The sequence below is a fragment of the Ruegeria sp. BHSC037 genome (genome assembly GCF_059613045.1).
The window spans coordinates 80,996-102,779 of sequence record NZ_JBXWRT010000003.1 but is presented as its reverse complement, the minus strand read 5'-3'; the positions used below and the strand labels follow the sequence as shown (position 1 = coordinate 102,779).

Below are 21,784 nucleotides of genomic sequence, written 5' to 3'. Positions count from 1 at the left end.
CTGGTTGATTCGGATCACCCGGTTCGATCCGGCGTTGAACCTGCCGCAAAATGGCCGGATCCGTTTCACGAAAAAAGTCGTTTTCATACGTTAAGTCTCATGCTTGTACCAATTTCATCAGTGGCGTGCCGGGCTGGCGTTTGCATAGTGACATTCCTGGCCGCGTGGGATAAACGCTGCGCAGAAGGGGGTGCCGAATGTCAGGCGATACAACCGCAAAAGACGTTTCCGGCCATGCCAAGGGAGCAGATATGAAGCAGGAAGTTTTTCTGCCGGAAGACTACCGTCCGGCCGAAGATGAGCCTTTCATGAATGAACGACAGCTTGAGTATTTCCGTCGCAAGCTGCTGAATTGGAAACACGAACTTTTGGCGGGCAGCCGCGACACCATCGAAGGGCTGCAGGGCAATACCCGCAACATTCCCGATGTCGCCGACCGCGCCAGCGAAGAGACGGACCGCGCGCTGGAATTGCGGACCCGCGACCGTCAGCGCAAGCTGGTGGCCAAGATCGATGCTGCGCTGCGTCGCATCGACGAAGGCGAGTACGGCTATTGCGAGGTCACAGGCGATCCGATTTCGCTCAAGCGGCTGGATGCCCGTCCGATTGCGACCATGACGCTCGAGGCGCAAGAGCGGCACGAGCGTCGCGAGAAGGTGCACCGCGACGATTGATCGCTGGAACGTTCTGACGAATTCGAACGCCGGGGCCTGTGGTTCCGGCGTTTTTGCGTTATGCCAGCTGCATGAAGATCGACGGCTTGAAGTTTGTGGTGGTGGGCGGAGGGATCGGTGGCCTTGCGGCCGCCGTGGCGCTGCAACAGCGCGGCGCACAGGTGACTGTGCTGGAACAGGCGCCCGAGCTGGCCGAGGTGGGTGCCGGGTTGCAGATCAGTGCCAACGGGATGGCGGTGCTGCGCGCGCTGGGTGTGGCGGGCTCTCCGCCCGAGGCCGCGCAGATCTCGCACGGAACCGTGTTGCGCGACTATCGGCGCGGGCGCGTCATCAGCCGGGTGCCGCCGCCTGCGGCCGGGGCGACGTATTACTATCATCGTGCAGACCTGCTGGACCTGTTGCGCGACGCGGCCTTGCGGACAGGGGTGGATCTGCGTCTGAACGCGCGGGTCACGCATGTGCGCAAACACCCCTCCGACGCCGAGATCTCGTTGCGCGACGGGACACGCCTCCGGGCCGAATGCGTCATCGCGGCGGACGGTGGGCGCAGCCATGTCCGCCCGGTTCTGAACGGAAGCGAGGCGCCCCGGTTCACGCATCAGGTCGCGTGGCGCGCGACAATTCCCTGGGCCGACCGCACGGCGACCCCCATGGCCACTTTGACCATGGGGCCGGGCCGTCACGTGGTGACCTATCCGCTGCGGGATCAATCGCAGATGAACATCGTCGCGATCGAGGAGCGTTCGGACTGGACCGAGGAAGGCTGGAAGCTGGAAGGCGATGTCGGCGACCTGCATGCGCGCTTCGCCGATTTCGGCGGGGTCACGGGGGAAATCCTTGCCCGCATCGACAAGGTGAACATCTGGGCGCTGTTCCTGCGTCCGGTGGCACAGAAATGGCAGAACGGGCGCGTGGCCCTGTTAGGTGACGCGGCCCATCCGACTTTGCCGTTCATGGCCCAGGGCGCATGTCTCGCGCTCGAGGACGCGTGGGTCCTCAGGCGTGCATTCGATGACCAGTCAGGTGTCCAACGCGCACTCGCAGCCTATGAAGCCAGGCGCCGCCCCCGCGCCCGCGCGGTGGTCGCTGCCGCCGCAAGTAACGCACGAAACTTCCACCTGAAAGGTCCGACGCGTATCGCGGCGCAGATGGCTTTGTCGCTGATCGGTCGCAGGCTGACGCGGCGATATGATTGGATCTACGATTACGATCCGACGGCATGACGGGTCAGAGATCCAGATCGACCCAGATCGGAACGTGATCCGAAGGCTTTTCGTGCCCGCGTACCTCGGCGTCGATCCGGCAATCCTGCAACAGGTCCGCGGCCTGCGGGGTCAGCAGGAAATGGTCGATACGGATCCCGTCATTCCGGTTCCAGGCGCCGGCCTGATAGTCCCAGAACGTATAATGTCCGGGACCTTGGGTTCGGGCGCGGAACGCGTCAGTGAACCCGAGGTTCAGTATTTTTTGAAAGGCGGCGCGGCTTTCGGGACGAAACAGCGCGTCCTCGCGCCAGGCATCCGGGCGCTTGGCGTCTTCGGCCTGCGGAATGACGTTGTAGTCGCCTGCCATCAGGGCGGGTTCCTCGGCCTTCAGCAATTCGAGTGCACGTTGATGCAGCCGATCCATCCATGCCAATTTGTAGTCGAACTTTGGCCCGGGTGCGGGGTTCCCGTTAGGAAGGTACAACCCACAGACCCGCAGAGCTTTCTTGCCCACGACGGTCGCTTCGATCCAGCGAGCCTGATCGTCGCCATCATCGCCCGGCAATCCGCGGGTGACATCCTCCAACGGAAGTTTTGACAGGATCGCGACCCCGTTGAAGCTTTTTTGACCGTGGGTTTCGACGTTGTAGCCGCGCTCCTCGAAGATCTCTCGCGGAAAATTCTCGTCGACGGATTTTATTTCCTGCAACACGGCGACGTCGGGCTGTGCGTCGTCGAGCCAGCGCAGCAGGGCGTCGGCGCGGGCCTTGATGCCGTTGATGTTGAACGAGGCAATTTTCATGCGAGCCCTCCGGTTAAACCACGGCCACCTATCGCGCAGAACCACCCCAACGGCAAGCAGTAAGCCGGGAATGCGAGGCTCTGCCTCGCGCTCCGGGATATTTGAGGCCAGATGAAGTAACAGTGTGTTAACAAGATTGTCGGAGAGAGAAGGGGCGGTACAGGCGGGGACGCCGATGACCGCGCCAGGTGAAGCCCTCCGGCTTTGGCGTCGGAGGGCCGACCTCCGCCTTCATCTGGCTAAAAGTATCCTAGGGGTGTGGGGGCAAAGCCCGCACGAGGCATTACATCGAGAAGGACGTGCCGCAGCCGCAGGATGAGGTGGCGTTGGGGTTGTCGATAACGAAACGCGCGCCGATCAACTCTTCGGTGAAGTCGATGGTGGCGTTTTCAAGGAAGGGCAGGGAAATTGCGTCGACGACGACCTTTTGGCCTTTGCCCTCCAAAACCAGATCGTCCTCTTTGGGCTCGTCCAGCGCGATTTCGTATTGGAAGCCGGAGCAGCCACCGCCTTCCACAGCGATGCGCAGCGCCTTGCCATTGTCGGCCGCGCCGATTTCAGCCAACCGCTCAAACGCGCGTTCCGTGACCGTGGGGGGCAGATTCATGCCGGACTCCAAAGGTTTCTTTCTTGACCATCGTACAATATAGAAAACCCGACGACGGGCGACAAGGACAAGACGATTGGAGCGAGCAGGTTTTGCCTCGGACCCCAGCCGCGCACGGGGGCGGTTGGTGCCAGAGGAGGAGAGCAGCTTTCGGTCCTGCTTTCAGCGGGACAGGGACCGGATCATTCACGCCAGCGCCTTTCGGCGGCTCAAGCACAAGACGCAGGTCTTTGTTGAGCACGAGGGCGACAACTACCGCACCCGGCTGACTCATTCCATCGAGGTGGCGCAGGTCGCCCGCACAATCGCGGGCGCTTTGGGCCTGAACCAAGAACTGACCGAGGCCGTCGCGCTGGCGCATGATCTGGGTCACACTCCGTTTGGGCATACCGGCGAGGACGCGCTGCACGCGCTGATGGCACCTTACGGCGGGTTCGATCATAACGCCCAGGCCATCCGGATCGTGACGAGGCTCGAGCGCCACTATGCCGAATTCGACGGTTGCAACCTGACATGGGAATGCCTTGAGGGGATCGCCAAGCACAATGGTCCGGTCACCGGCGATCTGCCCTGGGCGCTGGCCGAATGCAATGACGGCTTCGATCTGGAACTGCACACCCATGCCAGCGCCGAGGCGCAGGTGGCGGCGTTGTCCGATGACATCGCCTATAACAACCACGACCTGTTGGACGGATTGCGCGCCGGGCTGTTCACCGACGACGAGATCACGCAATTGCCTATCATCGGTGAATGCTACGCGGATGTGGATCGCAAGTACCCCGGCCTTGATCCCTATCGCCGACGGCACGAGGCCTTGCGGCGCGTGTTCGGCGTGATGGTGTCCGATGTCATCGACACGTCCCGCGCCATTCTGGCCGCTTCGGGGGCGCAATCGGTCGAGGATATCCGCCACCTGGGCCAACCGGTCATCCGGTTCTCGGAGGGGCTATGGGCGCAGTTGCGCGAGATTCGGGCTTTTCTGTTCACCCGCATGTATCGTGCGCCCAGCGTCATGGAGGTGCGCGCCCGGGTCAGTCGCGTGGTCGAGGAGCTGTTCCCGATCTACTTGAACGATCCCCGGCAGATGCCCCGGCACTGGCATGACGATATCGAGGCCGCAGCGGACGAAACCGAACTGGCCCGGATCGTGTCGGACTATATCTCGGGGATGACCGACCGGTTCGCGCTGCAGGATCACGCACGCCTGACTGGGAAAACACCGCTGGAGCGTTAGGCGCCCGCGTCCTTGGCCATCGCCCGCATTGACCTTGCCGCCTTGCGTGATAAACCGCCGGGCAAGCAAAAGGACATCCGAAATGAACCTGTTCTCTGATATCCGCGACCTTGTTCTGGACGCGTTGACCCAGATGCAAACCGAAGGCGCTCTGCTCGAGGGGCTGAGCTTTGACAACGTGGCGGTCGAGCCGCCGCGCGACGCGGCGCATGGCGACATGGCCACGAACGCGGCGATGGTGCTGGCGAAACCGGCGAAGATGAAGCCCCGCGACATCGCCGAGACGCTGGCCGCGAAGCTGGCCGAGGATGAGCGGATCACCAGCGCCGAGGTCGCCGGCCCCGGCTTTCTGAACCTGCGTCTGGCGCCGTCGGTCTGGCAGGGCGTTCTGGGCGCGGTGCTGGAAAAGGGGACCGACTATGGCCGCTCGACCATGGGGCAGGGGCTGAAGGTGAACGTCGAATACGTCTCGGCCAACCCCACCGGGCCGCTGCATGTGGGTCATACCCGCGGCGCGGTGTTCGGCGACGCGCTGGCCAGCCTGTTGGCGTATTCCGGCCATGACGTGACCCGCGAATATTACATCAACGATGGCGGCGCGCAGGTCGATGTTCTGGCCCGGTCTGCGTTCGAGCGGTACCGCGAGGCCAACGGCCTGAGCCCGGAAATCGCCGAGGGCCTGTATCCCGGCGACTATCTGATCCCGATCGGCGAGGCGCTGAAGGAGAAATATGGTGACAGCCTGTTGGACAAGCCCGAAAGCGAGTGGCTGGCCGAGGTGCGTGAATTCGCCACCGATGCGATGATGGATCTGATCCGCGCCGATCTGAAGGCGCTGGGCGTCGAGATGGACGTGTTCTTCTCGGAAAAATCGCTCTATGGCACCGGCAAGATTGAGGCCGCGCTGGAGGCGCTGAACGAAAAGGGCCTGATCTATGAGGGCGTGCTCGAGCCGCCCAAGGGCAAGAAACCCGAGGACTGGGAGCCGCGTGAGCAGACCCTGTTCCGCTCGACCGCGCATGGCGATGACGTGGATCGCCCGGTCAAGAAATCCGACGGCAGCTGGACCTATTTCGCCCCCGACATCGCCTATCACTATGACAAGGTGACCCGCGGGTTCGACGCGCTGATCGACGTGTTCGGGGCGGACCATGGCGGCTATGTCAAGCGAATGAAGGCCGCCGTTTCGGCATTGTCGGACGGCAAAGTGCCGCTGGACATCAAGCTAACCCAGCTGGTCAAGCTGTGGAAGAATGGCGAGCCGTTCAAGATGTCGAAACGGGCCGGCAACTTCGTCACCCTGCGCGACGTGGTCGATCAGGTCGGCCCCGACGTGACGCGCTTCGTGATGCTGACCCGCAAGAACGACGCGCCGCTGGATTTCGATTTCGACAAGGTGCTGGAACAGAGCCGCGAGAACCCTGTGTTCTATGTTCAATATGCCCATGCCCGGGTGATGAGCGTGCTGCGCCGCGCCGCCGAGGCGGGCATCGACGCCACCGACGAAACCCTGCGCGGGGCAGACCTGGCGGCGCTGGATCACCCGGCCGAACTGACCGTGGCCAAGAAGCTGGCCGAATGGCCACGCCTGGTCGAGATCGCGGCCCGCACCAACGAGCCGCACCGCATCGCCTTCTATCTGTATGAACTTGCAGGGGATTTCCACGCCTTGTGGAACCGTGGCAACGACGAGCCCGCGCTGCGGTTCCTGCAGGATGGTGATGTGGCCACAAGCCAGTCAAAAATAGCGCTGGCCCGGGCCGTTTCTGTTGTGATTTCAGCGGGCTTGGGTATTCTTGGGGTCACGCCGGCGCAGGAGATGCGGTAACCAACACCGCCCGAACCGCCGGTACGAGGTAGGCAAGAAATGACCCGCGCGCCGCGATTTCAGGCGCATTTCGGGCAGTGAGGCGGATATGGCACGTTACGATTTCTCGGGGCAGACAGGCCCCGAGCATATGCATTACTCGAATCAATTCACCGCTGAAGACGGGTACGAGCACCCCGGCGACATGCCGGATTTCGACGGGGCATCGGCCGGTGTCCCGGGCTTTGGCCGCATCGTGAATATTCTTGGCGCCGCGGCGTCCCTGGCGCTGGTGGCCGGGGTGACAGTCTGGGGCTACAAGCTGGTGATGCGGGACGTGTCCGGCGTGCCGGTGGTGCGTGCGGTCGAAGGTCCGATGCGCGTGCAGCCCGAAAACCCCGGTGGAACGCCGGCCGATCATCAAGGTCTGGCGGTGAACGCCGTGGCGGCGGTCGGCACGGCCGCGCCGCCGGCCGACCGGCTGATCCTTGCCCCGCGCCCGGTCTCGCTGAGCGACGAGGACGCGCCGATGGGCACGTTGAAACCGACCCCGGCGGTTCTGAAGGTTGAAGAGACAATAACAAATCAGGAGGCCGCCGAGTTGCGGCAGGGCGCGGTGGAGTCGCTGGCTTCGGAATTGTCGGGTGATGTCTCGGCCTCTGCCGAGCTGGAACCGGTTGTGCAACTGGCCGCGCTGACCATGCCCGAGGACGAACCCGCCATCGACCCGGCCGATCTGGCCGCACAATTGCCCGACCCGGAGCTTGCCGCCTTGCCCGGTGTGCGGCGGTCTCTGCGCCCGCTGACGCGCCCCGCCGGGTTGCGCCGCGCCGCTCCGGTGGGTGGCGCAATCGACGCGGATGCGGTGAATGCCGCCGTGAAATCGGCAATGGGTCTGGATGTCGATCCCGACTCGCTGGCCAAGGGTACACGGCTGGCCCAGCTGGGCGCCTATGAGAGCCCCGATGTGGCCCGCGCTGAATGGGATCGCCTGTACCGCCGCTTTGGCGAGTACATGCAGGGGAAACAACGAGTTATCCAGAAAACCTCGAGCGGCGGTCGCACCTTCTATCGCTTGCGCGTGCATGGGTTTGCCGATCTGAGCGACTCGCGTCAGTTCTGCGCGGCGCTGGTGGCGCAGGATGCCGACTGCATCCCGGTTGCCGTGCGGTGAGGTACGGCGCCACGATCACTGATGCGGCGGGTCTGCGCCTGACGCCCGAAGAGAAGACGTTGTTTCGGCAGATGAACCCGTTCGGCTTCATCCTGTTCGCGCGCAACATCGACACGGCCGATCAGGTGCGCGCACTGTGCGACGACATGCGCGAGGCCGTGGGCCGCGACTGTATGATTACGATCGATCAGGAGGGCGGACGGGTGCAACGCCTGCGCCCGCCGCTGGCCCGTCAATGGCGCCCCCCGATGGATCATGCCGAACAAGCCGAGGGCCAGGCCGAACGCGCCATGTACCTGCGCTATCGCCTGATTGCGCACGAGCTGTTTTCGCTGGGTATCGACAGCAATTGCGCCCCGATGGTCGATCTGGCCCGACCTGAGACGCACGATTTCCTGCGCAACCGATGTTATGGCGGCGATGCGGCCACGGTCGCACGCCTCGGCCGAGCGGTCGCACAGGGGCACTTGGATGGCGGCGTTCTACCCGTCGTCAAGCACATCCCCGGCCACGGGCGCGCCACGCTCGACAGCCATTTCGACCTGCCGCAAGTGGATGCGCCGCTTGACGACCTGATGCAGACCGATTTCGAGCCTTTCCGCGCCCTGAACGACTTGCCGATGGGCATGACAGCCCATCTGGTCTATGATCAGGTTGACGGAAAACCGGCCACGATTTCGCCTGCGATGATGCGGATCATCCGCGAGCGCATCGGGTTCGACGGGTTGGTCATGACCGATGACATCTCGATGAAGGCGCTCAGCGGATCGCTAGCCGATCTGTCGCAACAGGCGCTGTCGGCGGGCTGCGACGTGGTTCTGCACTGCAACGGGACGTTCGAAGAACGCGCCGAGGTGATGGAGGCTGCGGGCGAAATGTCCGAGGCGGCGCAAGCCCGCGCGGACCGCGCCTTGGCCCGGCGGCAAAGCCCCGAGGAACTTGACATCCGTGCCGCCGAGACGGAACTATCCCGTCTGATGGGCGGGCAGGTGTATGACGGATAACCTTTTCAGCGAAGACCCGGTTTCGGTCGCCGATCGGCTGGCCGCCGAGGCGCTGATTGTGGACGTGGACGGGTTTGAAGGCCCGTTGGACGTGCTGCTGACCTTGTCACGGACGCAAAAGGTCGATCTTCGCAAAATCTCGGTACTGGCGCTGGCGCAGCAATATCTGGCCTTTGTCGAACGGGCCCGCGCCCTGCGGATCGAACTGGCCGCCGACTATTTGGTGATGGCCGCATGGCTGGCCTTTCTGAAATCGCGCCTGCTGTTGCCGCCCGACCCCGATGAAGAGGGGCCGACGGGCGAAGAACTGGCCGCGCACTTGGCCTTTCAGTTGGAACGCCTGCAGGCGATGCGCGATGCGGCCGCCCGCCTGATGGCGCGCGATCAGTTGGGGCGCGATTTCTTCAAGCGCGGGCAGGGCGAAGACGTGACCCGCATCCGCACGGTCACCTATTCCGCCACGTTGCTGGACCTGATGCAGGGCTATGCCCGCATCCGCACCCGTGACGAATTCCGACCCTTCGTGATGGACCGCGATTCGGTCTTCACGATGGAACAGGCGCTGGAGCGAATGCGCCCGCTGATCGGATTTGCTGGAACCTGGACCGACATGGAAACCTACCTGCCCGAAGGCTGGGACGTTGACCCGATGCGGCGCCGCTCGGCAACGGCGGCGACGTTTGCGGCCTCGCTGGAGCTGGTCAAGGAAGGACATATGGAGATCAAGCAAAGCGAGACCTTTGCCCCGATCCAACTGCGCAGAAGGACGAAGCCCAGTGACTGACGCCCCCGAAGACGACGGCACCGGCACCCTGTTCGAAGCCCCCCCACTGGCTGAGCAGGAACGCATGGTCGAGGCGGTATTGTTTGCCAGCGCCGAGCCGGTGACGGTGGCCGATCTTGAGGCGCGGATGCCGCATGGCTGCGACGCCAAGCAGGCCTTGGAACTGCTGCAGAAACGCTATGAGGGGCGCGGGGTGCGCGTGGTTCGGGTGGGCGAGGCCTGGGCCATCCGCACGGCCCCCGATCTGGGGTTCCTGATGCAGAAGGAAACGGTCGAGACCCGCAAGCTGAGCCGCGCCGCCATCGAGACCCTGGCGATCGTGGCCTATCATCAGCCCTGCACCCGCGCCGAGATCGAGGAAATCCGCGGTGTGTCCGTGTCGCGTGGAACCATAGACCAACTGCTGGAAATGGAGTGGATCCGGCTGGGCCGCCGCCGCATGACGCCGGGGCGCCCGGTGACCTTCGTGGTGACGCCCCAGTTTCTGGACCATTTCGGCCTGGAAAGTGCCCGAGACTTGCCGGGCCTTAAGGAATTGCGTGCTGCGGGGCTGTTGGAGAACCGCCCGCCGCCGGGGACCATGCCGATCGGCGAGGCCAATGAAGATGAACCCGGCGACGAAGACCAGACCGAATTGTTCGAGGAAGACTGAACGCGTCGCCCTTTTGTCGGCGAATTCCCCGCCAGGTTTGACACCGAGGAACGGAGACCGGAATGAACGCAAACCGCATCATCGACATGATCGTTCGGCAAGTCGTGCGCCGGCTGGTCACGCGCGGCGTGGACAAGGGCCTCGACCTGGCCGAACGTATGGGACGCAAGTCCGGGCAGCCGGACGGACCGCGCGACCCCAAGGCCGACCGGTACATGGCGCAAAGTGCGCGCCGCCAGGCCCAGAGCATGAAGCAGGCTAGGCAGTTGACCCGCCAGATGCGGCGGTTCATGCGGTTCTAGGGATTACTGGACCGACTTGAAATGCTTCGACAATTTCAGGCCCTGACCCTGATAGTTCGAAGCGATTCCCGCGCCGTACAACTGAGTCGGCATCTCGGCCATGCGTTCGTAGACCAGCCGCCCGACGACCTGTCCGTGTTCCAGCACGAAGGGCGCCTCGTGGCAACGGACTTCCAGCACGCCGCGTGATCCGGCGCCGCCGGCTTCGGCATGGCCGAAACCGGGATCGAAGAATCCCGCGTAGTGAACCCGGAATTCACCCACCATCGCCAGATAGGGCGCCATTTCGGCGGCATACATCGGCGGAATGTGGACCGCCTCGCGGCTGACCAGGATGTAGAACGCGCCCGGGTCCAGAATGATGCGCCCGTCGCGGGTGCGCACCTCTTCCCAGTAGTCCTGCGGGTCGTATTCACCGATCCGATCCAGGTCGATCACGCCGGTATGTGGCTTGGCCCGGTACCCGACCAGATCGGTGTTGGGAAGGCGCAGATCGACCGAAAACCCCAGCCCGTCCTGAATGACGGCCGGGCCGTCCACCAGCGGCGATTGCGCATGCAACGCGGCCAGATCCGCGTCGGACAGCACCGCCTGACCGCGGCGGAATCGGATCTGGTTCAGGCGCATGCCCGGACGGACCAGAACCGAGAACGAACGCGGACAGATCTCGGCATAGAGTGGGCCGGCATACCCGGCGGGAACGCGGTCGAACTCGGTTCCGCCATCGGTGATGGTGCGGGTCAGCAAGTCCAGCCGCCCGGTCGAGCTTTTGGCGTTGGCCACGGCGGTCACGTCGCCGGGCAGGGCCAGCGATTCCATCAGCGGCACCAGATACACGCAACCTTTTTCCAGTACCGCACCTTCCGAGATGTCGATGTGATGCATCTCGAACTCGGCCAGCCGGTCGGCCACGCTCTGGCCTTCGCCAGCCAGAAACGAGGCGCGCACACGGTAAGCCACTGTTCCCAAACGAAGATCAAGGCTGGCGGGTTGGATCTGGGCGGGGGTGATCGGCGGGGTCGCGGTGATCTCACCGGTGTCGATCATCGCTGCGATCTGCTGGTTCGGGCACACGCCGGTCATTCCGCTCCTCCACTCAGCCGAAGGAGGCTCCGGCCCGTATTTTCTGAACGTCGGTGTGATTTGGTCGGGCTAGCAGGACTCGAACCTGCGACCTTCCGTCCCCCAGACGGACGCGCTACCAGGCTGCGCCATAGCCCGACGTTGAGGTGTTCATAATGATTTTCCCGGCAGGGGCAAGAGGAAAACATTACCTTTTTGCTCAACCCGCCAATTGCCGTTCGACCCGGTCCAGCCAGGCGCGCAGATCCTTGGCAACGGGCGCGATCCGGCGCAACGTGTCGGTGTCGAACTCGGTTTTCCGCCACGCCCGGGCTGCGATTCCGGCCTGCTGCGGCGTGGTCTCGGCCTTGGGTTTCTGCGACGCAGCGTGATCCCGGGCTTTAGGGGCGGCAGGTTCGCCCAAATTTTCGGCCTCGGTCGGTGATAGATCGAGGGCACCCTGCACCACGGCGGGGGGCTGCGGCAGCGGCACCACGTTCTCAGCTGCCTGGATTTCGATGGTCTGGGCCGGAGCCGCGCCATCGTCCAGTCCCGGCGACAGCGACGCGACGTAGGCCACGCCCTGTTCGCGCAGGATGCGTTGAACACCCTTGATGGTCACGCCATCCTCGTGCAGCAGCTTCTTGATGCCGCCCAACAGGCGCATGTCGTTGGGGCGGTAATACCTACGTCCTCCGGCCCGCTTGACCGGTTTGATCTGGCTGAACCGACTTTCCCAGAACCGCAGGACATGCGCCTGAACACCCAGCCAATCCGCAACTTCACTGATGGTGCGAAATGCGTCGGGAGACTTGCTCATGCCTGCCTTGCCCCGGACTTACTTGCGGTTTCCGGCCGCGACCCGATCCTTCATCAGATGCGAAGGGCGGAAGGTCAGAACGCGGCGCGGCTCGATGGGAACCTCTTCCCCGGTTTTCGGGTTGCGGCCGACGCGGGCCGACTTGTCCCTGACGCTGAACGTGCCGAAAGACGAGATCTTGACCTGCTCGCCGCGCACCAGCGCATCGGACATGTGGTTCAAAATGCTTTCGACAAGCTGCGCGCTTTCGTTGCGAGACAGACCCACTTCGCGAAACACGGCTTCGCTCAGGTCCATTCGCGTCAGTGTTTTTTCGCCCATGATTATTCCCCTGATGATGTACGACCATAGGGGCAGGGCAAATTCACTGTCAATATCAATGAATTGCGCGTGGTGGTGTAAGCAGGTTTGCGCCGCCCTACCAGCGCATCACCACCGCGCCCCAGGCCAGTCCGCCGCCGATGGCCTCGGTCACTATCAAGTCGCCGGGCTTGATCTGCCCGCGTTCCTTGCCCACCGACAGCGCCAGCGGGATCGATGCGGCCGAGGTGTTGCCGTGATCCTGAACCGTGACCACCACGTTATCCATGGGCAGCTGCAGCTTTTTGGCCGTGCCCTGAATGATGCGGATATTGGCCTGATGCGGGACGATCCAATCGACGTCGCCGCTTGTTAGCCCCGCGCGATCCAGCGCGGTGGTGGCCGTGGCAGCCAGTTTCTCGACCGCGTGGCGGAACACCTGGTTGCCCTGCATGCGCAGATAGCCGGTGGTCCGGTTCGAGACCCCGCCATCGACATAGAGCAGATCCTTGAACCGCCCGTCCGAATGCAGGTCGGTGGATAGAATGCCCCGGTCTTCAGGCGTTCCGGCGCCTTCCTGCGCCTCGAGCACCAGCGCGCCGGCGCCGTCGCCGAACAGAACGCAGGTGCTCCGGTCCGACCAGTCCATGATGCGCGAGAAGGTCTCGGCCCCGATCACGAGGATGCGTTTGGCCTGACCCGACAGGATCAGCGCGTTGGCGTTGGCCAGCGCAAAGACGAAGCCGGCGCAGACCGCTTGCACGTCAAAGGCAAATCCGCGGGTCATGCCCAGATTGGCCTGAACCATGGTCGCAGCGGACGGAAAGGTCAGGTCTGCGGTGGAGGTGGCCAGAACAATCGCGTCGATGTCGTCGGCGGTCAGCCCCGCATCGGTCAGCGCGGCCTTGGCCGCATGGGTCGCCATATCAGATGTGGTTTCGTCTTCGGCCGCGAAATGGCGGCGTTCGATGCCCGAGCGGGTCCGGATCCATTCGTCGGACGTGTCCAACGTCTTTTCGAACTCGGAATTGGGAACGATGCGTTTGGGTAGATAATGCCCGACACCAACAACGACTGAACGGCCTGCCATCTGAGGTCCTGCCTTTTTGTTATTTTTCGGTCTGCAGCGCAGATTGCGCAGCATCTTGTTCAAGCTGGGCAGTCGATGCAACCCGTGCGGCCAATTTTTCGGCAAAACCCGACCGTGCCAGGGTAAAAGCCAGCTTGATGGCCGCGGACACACCCGTGGCATCAGCGCCCCCGTGCGATTTGACCACTGTCCCGTTCAGCCCCAAGAACACCCCCCCGTTCACGCGCCGCGGGTCGATGCGCTTTTTCAGGCGCTGCAATGACGTGATCGCCAGCACCGAGGCCAGCCGGGACAGAGGAGAATAGCTGAACGCCTCTCGCAGAAGGTCGCCGATCAGGCTGGCGGTGCCTTCGCCCGTCTTGATCGCGACATTGCCGGTAAAACCGTCCGTCACGATGACATCGGCCTTGTCGCCGGGGATGTCGCTGCCTTCCACGAAGCCCACGAAATCGAAATTCGCCTGCTCGGCGAAGTCCGTGATCAACGCGTGCGCCTCTTTCAACTCGGCGCGGCCCTTGTGTTCCTCGGTACCGACATTCAGCAACCCGATGCGCGGACGCGTCAGGGCCATACCGTTGCGGGCATACGAGGCCCCCATCAGCGCGTATTGCAGCAGATCCCGGGCATCGGCCCGCACATCCGCGCCCACGTCCAGCATCACGTTGAACCCCTGCGGATTGCGCGAGGGCCACAGGATCGCGATCGCCGGGCGGTTCACGCCGGGCAGCTTGCGCAGCCGCATCATCGACAGCGCCATCAGCGCGCCGGTATTGCCGCAGGACACGGCGCCGTGCGCCTCTCCGTTGCGCACCGAATCCAGCGCCGACCACATCGAGGTGTTCTTGCCGTTGCGCACGACCTGGCTGGGCTTGTCCTGCATCGTTACGACATCGGGACAATCGCGAAAAACGACGCGCCCTTCCAGGACGCGCCGTTTCGCAACAAGCTTGCGCAAGACGTCTTCGGGGCCGTGCAGCAGAAACCCGATATCGGGGTTCTTCTGCGCTGATTTCGCGATTCCAGCAACCACGACCGCGGGACCGGAGTCCCCGCCCATTGCGTCAACCGAGATGATGATCTTTCCGGTCTGCTCGGGCTGCGCCGTCATGCCAAAACCTGCGGTCAATCAGGCTCAGGCCGCGTCTTCGTCCAGGTCGATTTCGTCGGCCTGCGCCACGACTTCGCGGTCGTCATAGTGGCCGCAGGCTGCACAGACGTGGTGCGGGCGTTTCAGTTCGCCGCAGTTCGGGCATTCGTTCGGGTTTGCAGCAACCAGAGCGTCGTGTGCGCGGCGGTTGTTGCGACGCGACTTGGAAACTTTGTTCTGTTGGACGGCCATGGTCTCAACCTTTGTCTGACTGGGGGCTGCAGATTCGCTGCCAGCCCGGGTTTCATTCTTCGTTTTCTCGTGGTGTGACGCGCGTTTAGGGGACGAGCCCCGCGATGTCCAACCCAAATTCCGATGAGCGCGCGAAAATACTGCGATTCTCGACATGTTCAAGGGGTTTTTCTGACCGAGTGCTATGACAGGAAATCATGGCGCTGTCACTTGTCTTTTTTCAGCGCGTCGCGCAACCCGGCCAGCCCCGCAAAAGGCTTGGCATCGTCATCCGTCATGGCCTGTTTGCCCGGCTCGGTGAAAATTGCGTCATCCAGATGTGCGCCGTCCTTGCGGGGGTATTGCGGCAGCGCCAGCGCCAGCGCTTCGCGCATCACGGCACCGGGGTTGATCTCGGGGCCCAGGGGTTCGGTTTCGTCGTCTTCGGGCATCTCGAATTCGGGTTCGTCCGGCTCGGTCCAGTCCGACAGGAACAGGCGCCGCACGGGCGTTTCGATACGCGTGGTCACAGGGTCCAGCGTGACGACGCAGGGCTGGATTACGGTTGCGCCAAGGTGACCGGTCAGTTCCCAATCGCGTTTGCCGCGGGCCTTTATCTCTCCGACAAAGCTCAGCTTGCGCAGCCCCTGCAGGCCCAGATCCGCCCGGAGGACATCCAGTTCATCCGCTGCCGGGCGCAGATCGAACGGGACGGGGCTGTTCTGCGGCAGGTCCGCGACGCGCAAAGATGTTGCCTTGGCCATAGTGACCCTTTCCTGTGTTGAACCGGGGCATGGGTTTCTGTAATCGGATAGAAGCCGCAAGGGTGCAAGGCAAGAGGGTGAAGATGTCGAAGGTCGCGAACAAGCTGAAACTGGCGTTCGGAACGCTTGCCTGCGTGTCGGTGCTTGCGATGGCCGGATGCAGCCCGGTCTACAAGAACCACGGCTATGTCCCCACGCCCGAGGAACTGGCCGAAATCAAGGTGGGTGTCGATACCCGCGACAGCGTAGTCGAAAAGGTCGGCGCGCCCGGTGCGTCGGGGGTTCTAAAGGATTCGGGGTACTACTACGTCGCCTCGCGTGTCCGCCATTATGGCCCCAAACGCCCCGAAGTGGTCGAGCGGCAGCTGGTCGCCGTCAGCTTTGATCAGCGCGGGGTCGTGCGCAACATCGAACGGTTCGGGCTCGAGGATGGCTATGTCATCGTCCTGGACCGCCGCGTGACCGATTCGAGCGTTCAGGACAGGGGATTCCTACGTCAGTTGTTGGGCAATATCGGCAGTTTCAACCCGGCAAACATCCCAGGCCAGAGCTGATCGCGCTTCCGGTCCCTCGGTCTGTCATGAGGCGGTTACAGACTTGGTGTTAGTGGCAGGCGGAACCTGGGAAAGTCAGATACCGCGGAGGGTGCGGCCATGGACACGGATGTCTTGCTGAACAAGGGGAGGTATCGGGCGCGACTGGCCCGCACGCCCGAGGACATCGCCGCCGCGCAAGCGCTGCGTACGCTGGCTTTTCGCACGGCACGGACAGACCGCGATGCGTTCGACCGGATCTGCACCCATGTGCTGGTCGAGGATCAGCGGGCCGGCGGGCAACTCGTGTGCTGTTTCCGGATGCTGGTCATGGATTGCGGGCACGAGATCGGCCGCAGCTATTCGGCACAGTTCTACGATCTGTCGGGCTTGCAGAACTTTCAGGGACGGATGGTCGAGATGGGCCGGTTCGCGGTGCATCCCGACCGGACCGACCCGGATATCCTGCGGGTGGCGTGGGGCGCGATGACCGTGTTCGTGGACCGGTGCGACATCCGGTTGCTGTTTGGTTGTTCGTCATTTGCCGGGACCGACACCGAGGCCTACTTGGATGCTTTCGCAATGCTCAAACATCGCCACCTGGCGCCCAAACGCTGGTTGCCGCGGGTCAAGGCGCCGGACGTGTTCCGCTTTGCCGCGCGGCTGCGGCGCCGGCCCAACGCGCAGAAAGCCATGCGGCGCATGCCGCCGTTGCTGCGCACCTACCTTATGATGGGCGGCTGGGTCAGCGATCATGCGGTTGTGGACCGCCAGCTGAACACGCTGCATGTCTTCACCGGCGTCGAGATCGGTGCGATTCCCGCGGCGCGGAAACGCCTCTTGCGGATGATCGCGGGCTGAAGCCGCGCCGCTGTCAAAAGGTGAGGCTGGGGCGTTGACGCCCAATGCCTGCCGGTTTAGCTGGCGCGTATGGCACGTATTCCTTTGTTGCAGATGTCCGGTATCTCGCTGACCTTCGGGGGCGAGCCGGTGTTTTCCGACCTGGACCTGGTAGTTCAGCCCGGCGACCGCGTTGCGCTGGTCGGGCGGAACGGCTCGGGCAAATCCACCCTGATGAAGGTCATGGCCGGTCTTGTCGAGCCGGACCGGGGTGAGATCGTTGTGCCGCCCGGCAAATCCGTGGGCTACATGGAGCAGGACCCTAATATGGAAGGCTTTGCCACGCTGGGCGACTATGCCGCCAGTGGGCTGGAACCAGGCGAGTTGTACAAGGTGGAACGGGCCGGTGAGGGGCTAAAATTCGACCCCTCGCGTGCGGTTCAAACCGCCTCGGGCGGAGAGCGGCGCCGTGCGGCGCTGGCCAAGCTGATGGCGGAGGCCCCCGACCTGATGCTGCTGGACGAGCCGACCAACCATCTGGACATCGAGGCCATCGGTTGGCTGGAGCGCGAACTGGGTGCAACGCGGGCGGCTTTTGTCCTGATCTCGCATGACCGCGCCTTTCTGCGAGCACTGACACGGGCAACCCTGTGGATCGATCGCGGTGTCGTGCGCCGGCAGGAGCAGGGGTTCGAGGCTTTTGAGGCCTGGCGCGACAAGATCTGGGAGGAAGAAGACCAGCAACGCCACAAGCTGGATCGGCTGATCAAGTCCGAATCCCGCTGGGCGGTTGAAGGGATCAGCGCGCGCCGCAAGCGCAATCAGGGCCGGGTGCGGGCGCTGCAAGCGTTGCGGGCGGAACGCGCAGCGCAAATCAAGCGTCAGGGCTCGGCGGCCATGTCTTTGGAATCCGGTCCGAAATCCGGGCGCAAGGTGATCGAGGCGCGGGGTGTCAGCAAGTCGTTCGACGGCAGGCCCATCGTACGCAACCTGGACCTGCTGGTACAGCGCAGCGACCGCGTGGCCTTTGTCGGCCCGAACGGAGTTGGCAAGACGACGCTACTGAAATTGCTGCTGGGCGAGGCCGCGCCGGACGAAGGGTCGGTGACTCTGGGCACCAATCTGGAAATCGCGGTCTTCGACCAGACCCGCGCGCAGTTGGACCCCGAGATGACCCTGTGGGACAGCCTGACCGGCGACCCCGAGATGCGCGTCTCGGGCAAGGCCGATCAGGTGATGGTGCGCGGCCAGCCCAAGCATGTGGTGGGCTATCTCAAGGAATTCCTGTTCGACGAGCGGCAGGCCAGAGCGGCCGTCAAATCTCTGTCAGGCGGCGAAAAAGCGCGGTTGCTGCTGGCCAAGCTGATGGCGAAACCGTCGAACCTGCTGGTGCTGGACGAACCGACCAACGACCTGGATGTCGAGACGCTGGACCTGCTGCAGGAGTTGCTGGACGACTATGACGGTACCGTGCTGCTGGTCAGCCACGACCGGGATTTCCTGGATCGTGTGGCGACCACCACCATCGCGATGGAGGGGAACGGCCGCGCGACAGTCTATGCGGGCGGTTGGTCGGACTATGTAGCGCAGCGCGGTGATCTGACCGAGAAAAGGCCTGAGAAAACAAAAGAGAACAAGCCGAAAGTCAAGCAGGAAGCCAAGCCGAAAACCGGCCTGTCCTTTTCCGAAAAGCACCGGCTGGAGAAGCTGCCCGCCGAGATCGCGCGGCTGGAAGCCGAGATCGCCAAGCTGGAGGAGCTGATGTCGGACCCCGAGCTGTTCACCCGCGAGCCGGTGAAGTTCCAGAAGGCGACCGAGGCTCTTGTCGAGCGGCAGCAGAAGCTGGCCGCCGCCGAGGAGGAATGGCTGGAACTGGAAGAAAAGGCTGAGGCCGGGGCCTAGCCAGGCTCGACCCAAGGCGCGGGCAGATCGGCGCTGCCCACGCCATGCGGTCATGTCAGCGCATGCGCAGGGCGCCGTCGATGCGGATGACCTCGCCGTTCAGATAGCCCATCTCGACGATGAACCCGGCCAGCCGGCCGTATTCGCGCGGGTCGCCCAGACGGGCGGGGTTGGGCACGTCGGCGGCCAGTTGCTGCTGCACTTCTTCGGGCAGGCCGGCCAGCATCGGCGTCATGAATATGCCGGGCGCGATGGTCATCACCCGGATCCCGGTCGAGGCCAGATCGCGCGCCATCGGCAGTGTCATGCCCACGACACCGCCCTTGGAGGCGGAATAGGCCGCCTGGCCCTTTTGGCCGTCGAAGGCCGCGATCGAGGCGGTGTTGATGATTACGCCGCGCGCGCCATCTGACTCGGGCGCGTTCTTGGCCATTTCGACGGCAGCCAGACTCGACACGTTGAAGGTGCCCACGAGGTTGATGTCGATGGTGCGCTGGAAGGCGTCCAGCGGGTGGGGGCCGTCCCTGCCGACGGTCTTGATGCCATAGGCGATGCCGGCACAGTTCACGCAAGCAGTGATCTTGCCCATCTTTTCCATCGCCAGCGCAATGGCCGCGGCCACCGAGTTCTCGTCGGTCACGTCGGTCTGTGCGAAATGCCCGCCGATTTCGGCCGCGACCTGCGCGCCACGCTCGGCATCGCGGTCGAGGATGGTCACCTGCGCGCCGTTCTCGGCAAAGTAACGGGCGGTGGCCTCTCCGAGGCCCGAGGCGCCGCCGGTGATGACGGCGGCGGTGGTGGACAATTGCATGGCGGGCTCCTCCCCAATGATCTGAACAAGTGTTCAAATATCAGCCTGTATGGGGATCTGTCCAGCGCATCCCGCCGCGGTCAAGGCCCGCCAGCGGGCGCAGGCTGCGCCCCAGCGGTGGCCACCAGCCCCAGGTGCCGCCCAGCCAGCGGGCGCGGGCGCCGGTTCCCAGTTTGAACCGGGCCAGACCGGGCGCATCCTCGGTCGACACCGGGCCAAGATCGAGCCGCTGCAACCCCCGTTTCGCCAGCCAGCGCATTGCCTGCCACAGAATCAGCCGGTGGGCATTCAGCCGCCGCCCGCGCGCGGTGGTACAGCCGATGTGATAGGTCGCAACCGAGCCATGGCACAGGAACAGCATCGCCGCCACGGTGTCGCCGTCGGTGGCTAAGAATTCAACGGCCTTGCCGGGATTGGCGCGGGCATAGGCCAGGGTCAGCGGCACCGGCCAGTTGCGATAGCCGCGTGCCCGCTGTTGCGCCTGATCGGTGGTCAGCAGCCAATTGTCCGACCCTTCGCGTAGGATGCGGCGCGTGATGCGCAGCGGGCTGCGCTCGGCCTGAACAAGCGCATTGCGCCATTTCTGATGCAGCCCTGCCCGCAGGTCGCTGCGCAGATCCAACTCGGCAACGCAGGTCGGGGTAACCAGCGGCATCGCGCCCAACGTGGTCAGGTCGGGGGCTGGATGGTCGGGCGACAGGATCAGCGGCGTGCGGTTCAACCCGGCCTGCCGGATCAGGCCGGGCAGGGTGGCCGGGTCGATCCGCGCGCGCGGCAGCATTGCCACGGTCACGCCGGGAAAGACCCGACGGCGCAGGACCAGCGTACCGTCCGCCAGCCGCAGCGGGCCCTGCCCGCAGGCGCGCAGGGTCGCCTGCATCTCGGTGCTTTGCATCACGGGGGTGTGCGTGGTCGTCATGCGGGCATTAACCCGGTGGAAACCTAAAGCGGGGTTAATGACAGCATGAAAACGGTTCTCGGACAGACAATCCCATCGCCGCGCGTGACCCGTGCCGCGGCCTTTCTGCTGGCTGCCGCGTTGTCGGTGCCGGTGTTCGTGGTTCTCAGCGTGGCCGACTGGCTGTGGTTTTAACCTAATCCAGCCGGCTGCGCTGCTGCATCGGGGTGACGCCAAAGGCGGCGCGATACACGCGCGAGAAATGGCCAGGGCTTTCAAAGCCGCAGGCAAAGGCCACGTCGGTGACCGAGGATTCGGTCTGCAACAGCAGGTTTCGCGCGCGGTCCAGCCGCAACTCCATGAAGTATTTCTTGGGCGAGGCGTTGAGGTATTTTCCGAACAAACGCTCCAGCTGGCGGGTCGAGATGCCGATCTGTTCGGCGATCAACGCCGGCGAGATCGGGTCGTTGATGCGGTCGGCCATGATCTGGATCGCCTTGGCCAGATGCGCGTTGCGCATGCCGTTGCGCGATTGCAGCGACACACGCTGATCGGCGGTCGCGTTGCGCACGGCGTTATAGACCATCTGGTCGGCGACCGCGATCGACAGGTCCTGCCCGTGGTCGCGCTCGATCAGGTGCAGCATCAGGTCGGCGGTCGCGGTGCCGCCCGAGGCGGTCATGTGCTTTTCATCGGCCACGAAGACGCTGCGCACCAGGTTCACGTCCGGGAAAGCCTCCATGAAGGCGTCGTGATATTCCCAATGGATCGCCGCCTGCATCCCGTTCAGGAACCCGGCCTCGGCGAGCAGCCACGCGCCCGAACACAGCGCCCCGATGGCCGTACCGCGCGCCCGTTCGCGGCGCAGTGCGGCCAGCAATGAGCGGCTGACGTGATCGCGCATGTGAATGCCCGACAAAACGAAGATCTGGTCGCATTTCGGCAGGTTCGCCAGCCCGCCATGCACCAGTGTCACGGACCCGTTCGAACACACCGCCTGCGTGCCGTCCTCCGAGGCGAAGGACCAGCGGTACAGCTCCTCGCCGCTGACCCAGTTGGCGATGCGCAGCGGCTCGACCGCGCAGGAGAAGGCCAAGTGCGAGAACTCGGGAACGAGGATGAAACAGAAGTGTTGCGGGCGGGTCATGCGCTCAGTCTATCATGGGCGGTCAGGCTGATTGTGTACAAGTTGCATTTTATC

25 protein-coding genes and 1 tRNA gene are annotated in these 21,784 nt (G+C 63.9%); 13 read left to right on the top strand and 13 right to left on the bottom strand.

The annotated features are described in order from the left end of the window. Positions 1-251 precede the first annotated feature (251 nt). Both dksA and AC2FMN_RS03775 read left to right on the top strand, forming a co-directional pair. Complete coding sequence (gene dksA / locus AC2FMN_RS03780; protein WP_496683923.1) at positions 252-674, top strand: RNA polymerase-binding protein DksA; 423 nt, start codon at positions 252-254, stop codon at positions 672-674. 71 nt (positions 675-745) lie between these two features. Further along, positions 746-1,897, top strand: coding sequence for an FAD-dependent oxidoreductase (locus AC2FMN_RS03775; RefSeq protein WP_496686380.1), 1,152 nt, complete (start codon positions 746-748; stop codon positions 1,895-1,897). 4 nt (positions 1,898-1,901) lie between these two features. On the opposite strand, the gene xth is transcribed toward AC2FMN_RS03775, so the two are convergent. Both xth and AC2FMN_RS03765 read right to left on the bottom strand, forming a co-directional pair. Beyond that, complete coding sequence (gene xth, locus AC2FMN_RS03770) at positions 1,902-2,681, bottom strand: exodeoxyribonuclease III (RefSeq protein ID WP_496686377.1); 780 nt, start codon at positions 2,679-2,681, stop codon at positions 1,902-1,904. Positions 2,682-2,964: 283 nt separating this feature from the next. Further along, the gene (locus AC2FMN_RS03765) at positions 2,965-3,288 is read right to left on the bottom strand and encodes an iron-sulfur cluster assembly accessory protein (RefSeq protein WP_490360192.1); all 324 of its coding nucleotides are present in this window, start codon (positions 3,286-3,288) and stop codon (positions 2,965-2,967) included. Positions 3,289-3,364: 76 nt separating this feature from the next. On the opposite strand from AC2FMN_RS03765, the gene AC2FMN_RS03760 reads away from it, so the two are divergent. The 7 genes from AC2FMN_RS03760 to AC2FMN_RS03730 all read left to right on the top strand — a co-directional run bounded on the left by AC2FMN_RS03760 (position 3,365) and on the right by AC2FMN_RS03730 (position 10,245). After that, the gene (locus tag AC2FMN_RS03760) at positions 3,365-4,522 is read left to right on the top strand and encodes a deoxyguanosinetriphosphate triphosphohydrolase (protein ID WP_496686372.1); all 1,158 of its coding nucleotides are present in this window, start codon (positions 3,365-3,367) and stop codon (positions 4,520-4,522) included. A gap of 82 nt (positions 4,523-4,604) precedes the next feature. Further along, positions 4,605-6,350, top strand: a complete 1,746-nt coding sequence (gene argS / locus AC2FMN_RS03755) for an arginine--tRNA ligase (RefSeq protein ID WP_496686369.1) — start codon at positions 4,605-4,607, stop codon at positions 6,348-6,350. 88 nt (positions 6,351-6,438) lie between these two features. Beyond that, the gene (locus AC2FMN_RS03750) at positions 6,439-7,503 is read left to right on the top strand and encodes an SPOR domain-containing protein (RefSeq protein WP_496686366.1); all 1,065 of its coding nucleotides are present in this window, start codon (positions 6,439-6,441) and stop codon (positions 7,501-7,503) included. Continuing rightward, positions 7,500-8,507, top strand: coding sequence for a beta-N-acetylhexosaminidase (nagZ, locus tag AC2FMN_RS03745; protein ID WP_496686364.1), 1,008 nt, complete (start codon positions 7,500-7,502; stop codon positions 8,505-8,507). The genes AC2FMN_RS03750 and nagZ overlap by 4 nt, the downstream gene beginning before the upstream one ends. Beyond that, positions 8,497-9,291 (top strand): segregation and condensation protein A, encoded by a 795-nt coding sequence (locus AC2FMN_RS03740; RefSeq protein WP_496682257.1) that lies wholly within the window; start codon positions 8,497-8,499, stop codon positions 9,289-9,291. The genes nagZ and AC2FMN_RS03740 overlap by 11 nt, the downstream gene beginning before the upstream one ends. Next, complete coding sequence (gene scpB, locus AC2FMN_RS03735) at positions 9,284-9,943, top strand: SMC-Scp complex subunit ScpB (protein ID WP_496682259.1); 660 nt, start codon at positions 9,284-9,286, stop codon at positions 9,941-9,943. The genes AC2FMN_RS03740 and scpB overlap by 8 nt, the downstream gene beginning before the upstream one ends. A gap of 62 nt (positions 9,944-10,005) precedes the next feature. Continuing rightward, entirely contained in the window at positions 10,006-10,245 is a 240-nt protein-coding gene (locus AC2FMN_RS03730; protein WP_496682261.1) for a hypothetical protein, read from the top strand. A gap of 3 nt (positions 10,246-10,248) precedes the next feature. On the opposite strand, the gene AC2FMN_RS03725 is transcribed toward AC2FMN_RS03730, so the two are convergent. The 8 genes from AC2FMN_RS03725 to AC2FMN_RS03690 form a co-directional block, all read right to left on the bottom strand. Continuing rightward, complete coding sequence (locus AC2FMN_RS03725) at positions 10,249-11,328, bottom strand: 2'-deoxycytidine 5'-triphosphate deaminase (RefSeq protein ID WP_496686361.1); 1,080 nt, start codon at positions 11,326-11,328, stop codon at positions 10,249-10,251. A gap of 61 nt (positions 11,329-11,389) precedes the next feature. Then, a tRNA-Pro gene (locus AC2FMN_RS03720) sits at positions 11,390-11,466 on the bottom strand. A 61-nt stretch (positions 11,467-11,527) separates the two neighbouring features. Continuing rightward, positions 11,528-12,127: a MerR family transcriptional regulator gene (locus AC2FMN_RS03715; RefSeq protein WP_496686359.1), complete on the bottom strand. Its 600-nt coding sequence runs from the start codon at positions 12,125-12,127 to the stop codon at positions 11,528-11,530. Between the two features lie 18 nt (positions 12,128-12,145). Next, entirely contained in the window at positions 12,146-12,448 is a 303-nt protein-coding gene (ihfA, locus tag AC2FMN_RS03710) for an integration host factor subunit alpha (protein ID WP_496682267.1), read from the bottom strand. 97 nt (positions 12,449-12,545) lie between these two features. Beyond that, entirely contained in the window at positions 12,546-13,517 is a 972-nt protein-coding gene (locus AC2FMN_RS03705; protein WP_496682269.1) for a beta-ketoacyl-ACP synthase III, read from the bottom strand. A 19-nt stretch (positions 13,518-13,536) separates the two neighbouring features. Further along, complete coding sequence (gene plsX / locus AC2FMN_RS03700) at positions 13,537-14,625, bottom strand: phosphate acyltransferase PlsX (protein ID WP_496686646.1); 1,089 nt, start codon at positions 14,623-14,625, stop codon at positions 13,537-13,539. A 24-nt stretch (positions 14,626-14,649) separates the two neighbouring features. Then, the gene (rpmF, locus tag AC2FMN_RS03695) at positions 14,650-14,856 is read right to left on the bottom strand and encodes a 50S ribosomal protein L32 (protein WP_068331762.1); all 207 of its coding nucleotides are present in this window, start codon (positions 14,854-14,856) and stop codon (positions 14,650-14,652) included. Between the two features lie 206 nt (positions 14,857-15,062). Continuing rightward, positions 15,063-15,599 (bottom strand): YceD family protein, encoded by a 537-nt coding sequence (locus AC2FMN_RS03690; RefSeq protein WP_496686357.1) that lies wholly within the window; start codon positions 15,597-15,599, stop codon positions 15,063-15,065. Between the two features lie 83 nt (positions 15,600-15,682). Here AC2FMN_RS03690 and AC2FMN_RS03685 point away from each other — a divergent pair, with 83 nt between their 5' ends. The 3 genes from AC2FMN_RS03685 to AC2FMN_RS03675 all read left to right on the top strand — a co-directional run bounded on the left by AC2FMN_RS03685 (position 15,683) and on the right by AC2FMN_RS03675 (position 18,874). Then, positions 15,683-16,153: an outer membrane protein assembly factor BamE gene (locus AC2FMN_RS03685; protein WP_496682273.1), complete on the top strand. Its 471-nt coding sequence runs from the start codon at positions 15,683-15,685 to the stop codon at positions 16,151-16,153. Positions 16,154-16,252: 99 nt separating this feature from the next. Beyond that, complete coding sequence (locus AC2FMN_RS03680) at positions 16,253-16,993, top strand: GNAT family N-acetyltransferase (RefSeq protein WP_496682275.1); 741 nt, start codon at positions 16,253-16,255, stop codon at positions 16,991-16,993. Positions 16,994-17,062: 69 nt separating this feature from the next. Continuing rightward, a complete protein-coding gene (locus AC2FMN_RS03675; protein WP_496686355.1) occupies positions 17,063-18,874 on the top strand; it encodes an ABC-F family ATP-binding cassette domain-containing protein in 1,812 nt (603 codons plus the stop codon). A 55-nt stretch (positions 18,875-18,929) separates the two neighbouring features. Here the strand turns inward: AC2FMN_RS03675 and AC2FMN_RS03670 are convergent, their stop codons facing one another. Together AC2FMN_RS03670 and AC2FMN_RS03665 are read right to left on the bottom strand one after the other, a co-directional pair. Continuing rightward, positions 18,930-19,685, bottom strand: a complete 756-nt coding sequence (locus tag AC2FMN_RS03670; protein ID WP_496686353.1) for a 3-hydroxyacyl-CoA dehydrogenase — start codon at positions 19,683-19,685, stop codon at positions 18,930-18,932. Positions 19,686-19,725: 40 nt separating this feature from the next. After that, positions 19,726-20,604, bottom strand: a complete 879-nt coding sequence (locus AC2FMN_RS03665) for a GNAT family N-acetyltransferase (protein ID WP_496686351.1) — start codon at positions 20,602-20,604, stop codon at positions 19,726-19,728. A 45-nt stretch (positions 20,605-20,649) separates the two neighbouring features. Between AC2FMN_RS03665 and AC2FMN_RS03660 the strand changes: the two genes are divergently transcribed. After that, positions 20,650-20,778, top strand: a complete 129-nt coding sequence (locus AC2FMN_RS03660; protein WP_496682284.1) for a hypothetical protein — start codon at positions 20,650-20,652, stop codon at positions 20,776-20,778. 1 nt (position 20,779) lies between these two features. On the opposite strand, the gene AC2FMN_RS03655 is transcribed toward AC2FMN_RS03660, so the two are convergent. Next, positions 20,780-21,730, bottom strand: coding sequence for a GlxA family transcriptional regulator (locus AC2FMN_RS03655; RefSeq protein WP_496682286.1), 951 nt, complete (start codon positions 21,728-21,730; stop codon positions 20,780-20,782). Positions 21,731-21,784: the final 54 nt, after the last annotated feature.

What these genes read in the sequence shown, in the direction of transcription:
- plsX (WP_496686646.1), bottom strand. Translation starts at nt 14,625, where the DNA reads ATGACGGCGCAGCCCGAGCAGACCGGAAAGATCATCATCTCGGTTGAC.
- AC2FMN_RS03665 (WP_496686351.1), bottom strand. Translation starts at nt 20,604, where the DNA reads ATGACGACCACGCACACCCCCGTGATGCAAAGCACCGAGATGCAGGCG.
- AC2FMN_RS03685 (WP_496682273.1), top strand. Translation starts at nt 15,683, where the DNA reads ATGTCGAAGGTCGCGAACAAGCTGAAACTGGCGTTCGGAACGCTTGCC.
- AC2FMN_RS03715 (WP_496686359.1), bottom strand. Translation starts at nt 12,127, where the DNA reads ATGAGCAAGTCTCCCGACGCATTTCGCACCATCAGTGAAGTTGCGGAT.
- AC2FMN_RS03655 (WP_496682286.1), bottom strand. Translation starts at nt 21,730, where the DNA reads ATGACCCGCCCGCAACACTTCTGTTTCATCCTCGTTCCCGAGTTCTCG.
- AC2FMN_RS03690 (WP_496686357.1), bottom strand. Translation starts at nt 15,599, where the DNA reads ATGGCCAAGGCAACATCTTTGCGCGTCGCGGACCTGCCGCAGAACAGC.
- ihfA (WP_496682267.1), bottom strand. Translation starts at nt 12,448, where the DNA reads ATGGGCGAAAAAACACTGACGCGAATGGACCTGAGCGAAGCCGTGTTT.
- AC2FMN_RS03660 (WP_496682284.1), top strand. Translation starts at nt 20,650, where the DNA reads ATGAAAACGGTTCTCGGACAGACAATCCCATCGCCGCGCGTGACCCGT.
- AC2FMN_RS03730 (WP_496682261.1), top strand. Translation starts at nt 10,006, where the DNA reads ATGAACGCAAACCGCATCATCGACATGATCGTTCGGCAAGTCGTGCGC.
- AC2FMN_RS03675 (WP_496686355.1), top strand. Translation starts at nt 17,063, where the DNA reads ATGGCACGTATTCCTTTGTTGCAGATGTCCGGTATCTCGCTGACCTTC.
- AC2FMN_RS03750 (WP_496686366.1), top strand. Translation starts at nt 6,439, where the DNA reads ATGGCACGTTACGATTTCTCGGGGCAGACAGGCCCCGAGCATATGCAT.
- dksA (WP_496683923.1), top strand. Translation starts at nt 252, where the DNA reads ATGAAGCAGGAAGTTTTTCTGCCGGAAGACTACCGTCCGGCCGAAGAT.
- AC2FMN_RS03725 (WP_496686361.1), bottom strand. Translation starts at nt 11,328, where the DNA reads ATGACCGGCGTGTGCCCGAACCAGCAGATCGCAGCGATGATCGACACC.
- AC2FMN_RS03670 (WP_496686353.1), bottom strand. Translation starts at nt 19,685, where the DNA reads ATGCAATTGTCCACCACCGCCGCCGTCATCACCGGCGGCGCCTCGGGC.
- AC2FMN_RS03740 (WP_496682257.1), top strand. Translation starts at nt 8,497, where the DNA reads ATGACGGATAACCTTTTCAGCGAAGACCCGGTTTCGGTCGCCGATCGG.
- argS (WP_496686369.1), top strand. Translation starts at nt 4,605, where the DNA reads ATGAACCTGTTCTCTGATATCCGCGACCTTGTTCTGGACGCGTTGACC.
- AC2FMN_RS03680 (WP_496682275.1), top strand. Translation starts at nt 16,253, where the DNA reads ATGGACACGGATGTCTTGCTGAACAAGGGGAGGTATCGGGCGCGACTG.
- AC2FMN_RS03765 (WP_490360192.1), bottom strand. Translation starts at nt 3,288, where the DNA reads ATGAATCTGCCCCCCACGGTCACGGAACGCGCGTTTGAGCGGTTGGCT.
- AC2FMN_RS03705 (WP_496682269.1), bottom strand. Translation starts at nt 13,517, where the DNA reads ATGGCAGGCCGTTCAGTCGTTGTTGGTGTCGGGCATTATCTACCCAAA.
- rpmF (WP_068331762.1), bottom strand. Translation starts at nt 14,856, where the DNA reads ATGGCCGTCCAACAGAACAAAGTTTCCAAGTCGCGTCGCAACAACCGC.
- AC2FMN_RS03775 (WP_496686380.1), top strand. Translation starts at nt 746, where the DNA reads ATGAAGATCGACGGCTTGAAGTTTGTGGTGGTGGGCGGAGGGATCGGT.
- xth (WP_496686377.1), bottom strand. Translation starts at nt 2,681, where the DNA reads ATGAAAATTGCCTCGTTCAACATCAACGGCATCAAGGCCCGCGCCGAC.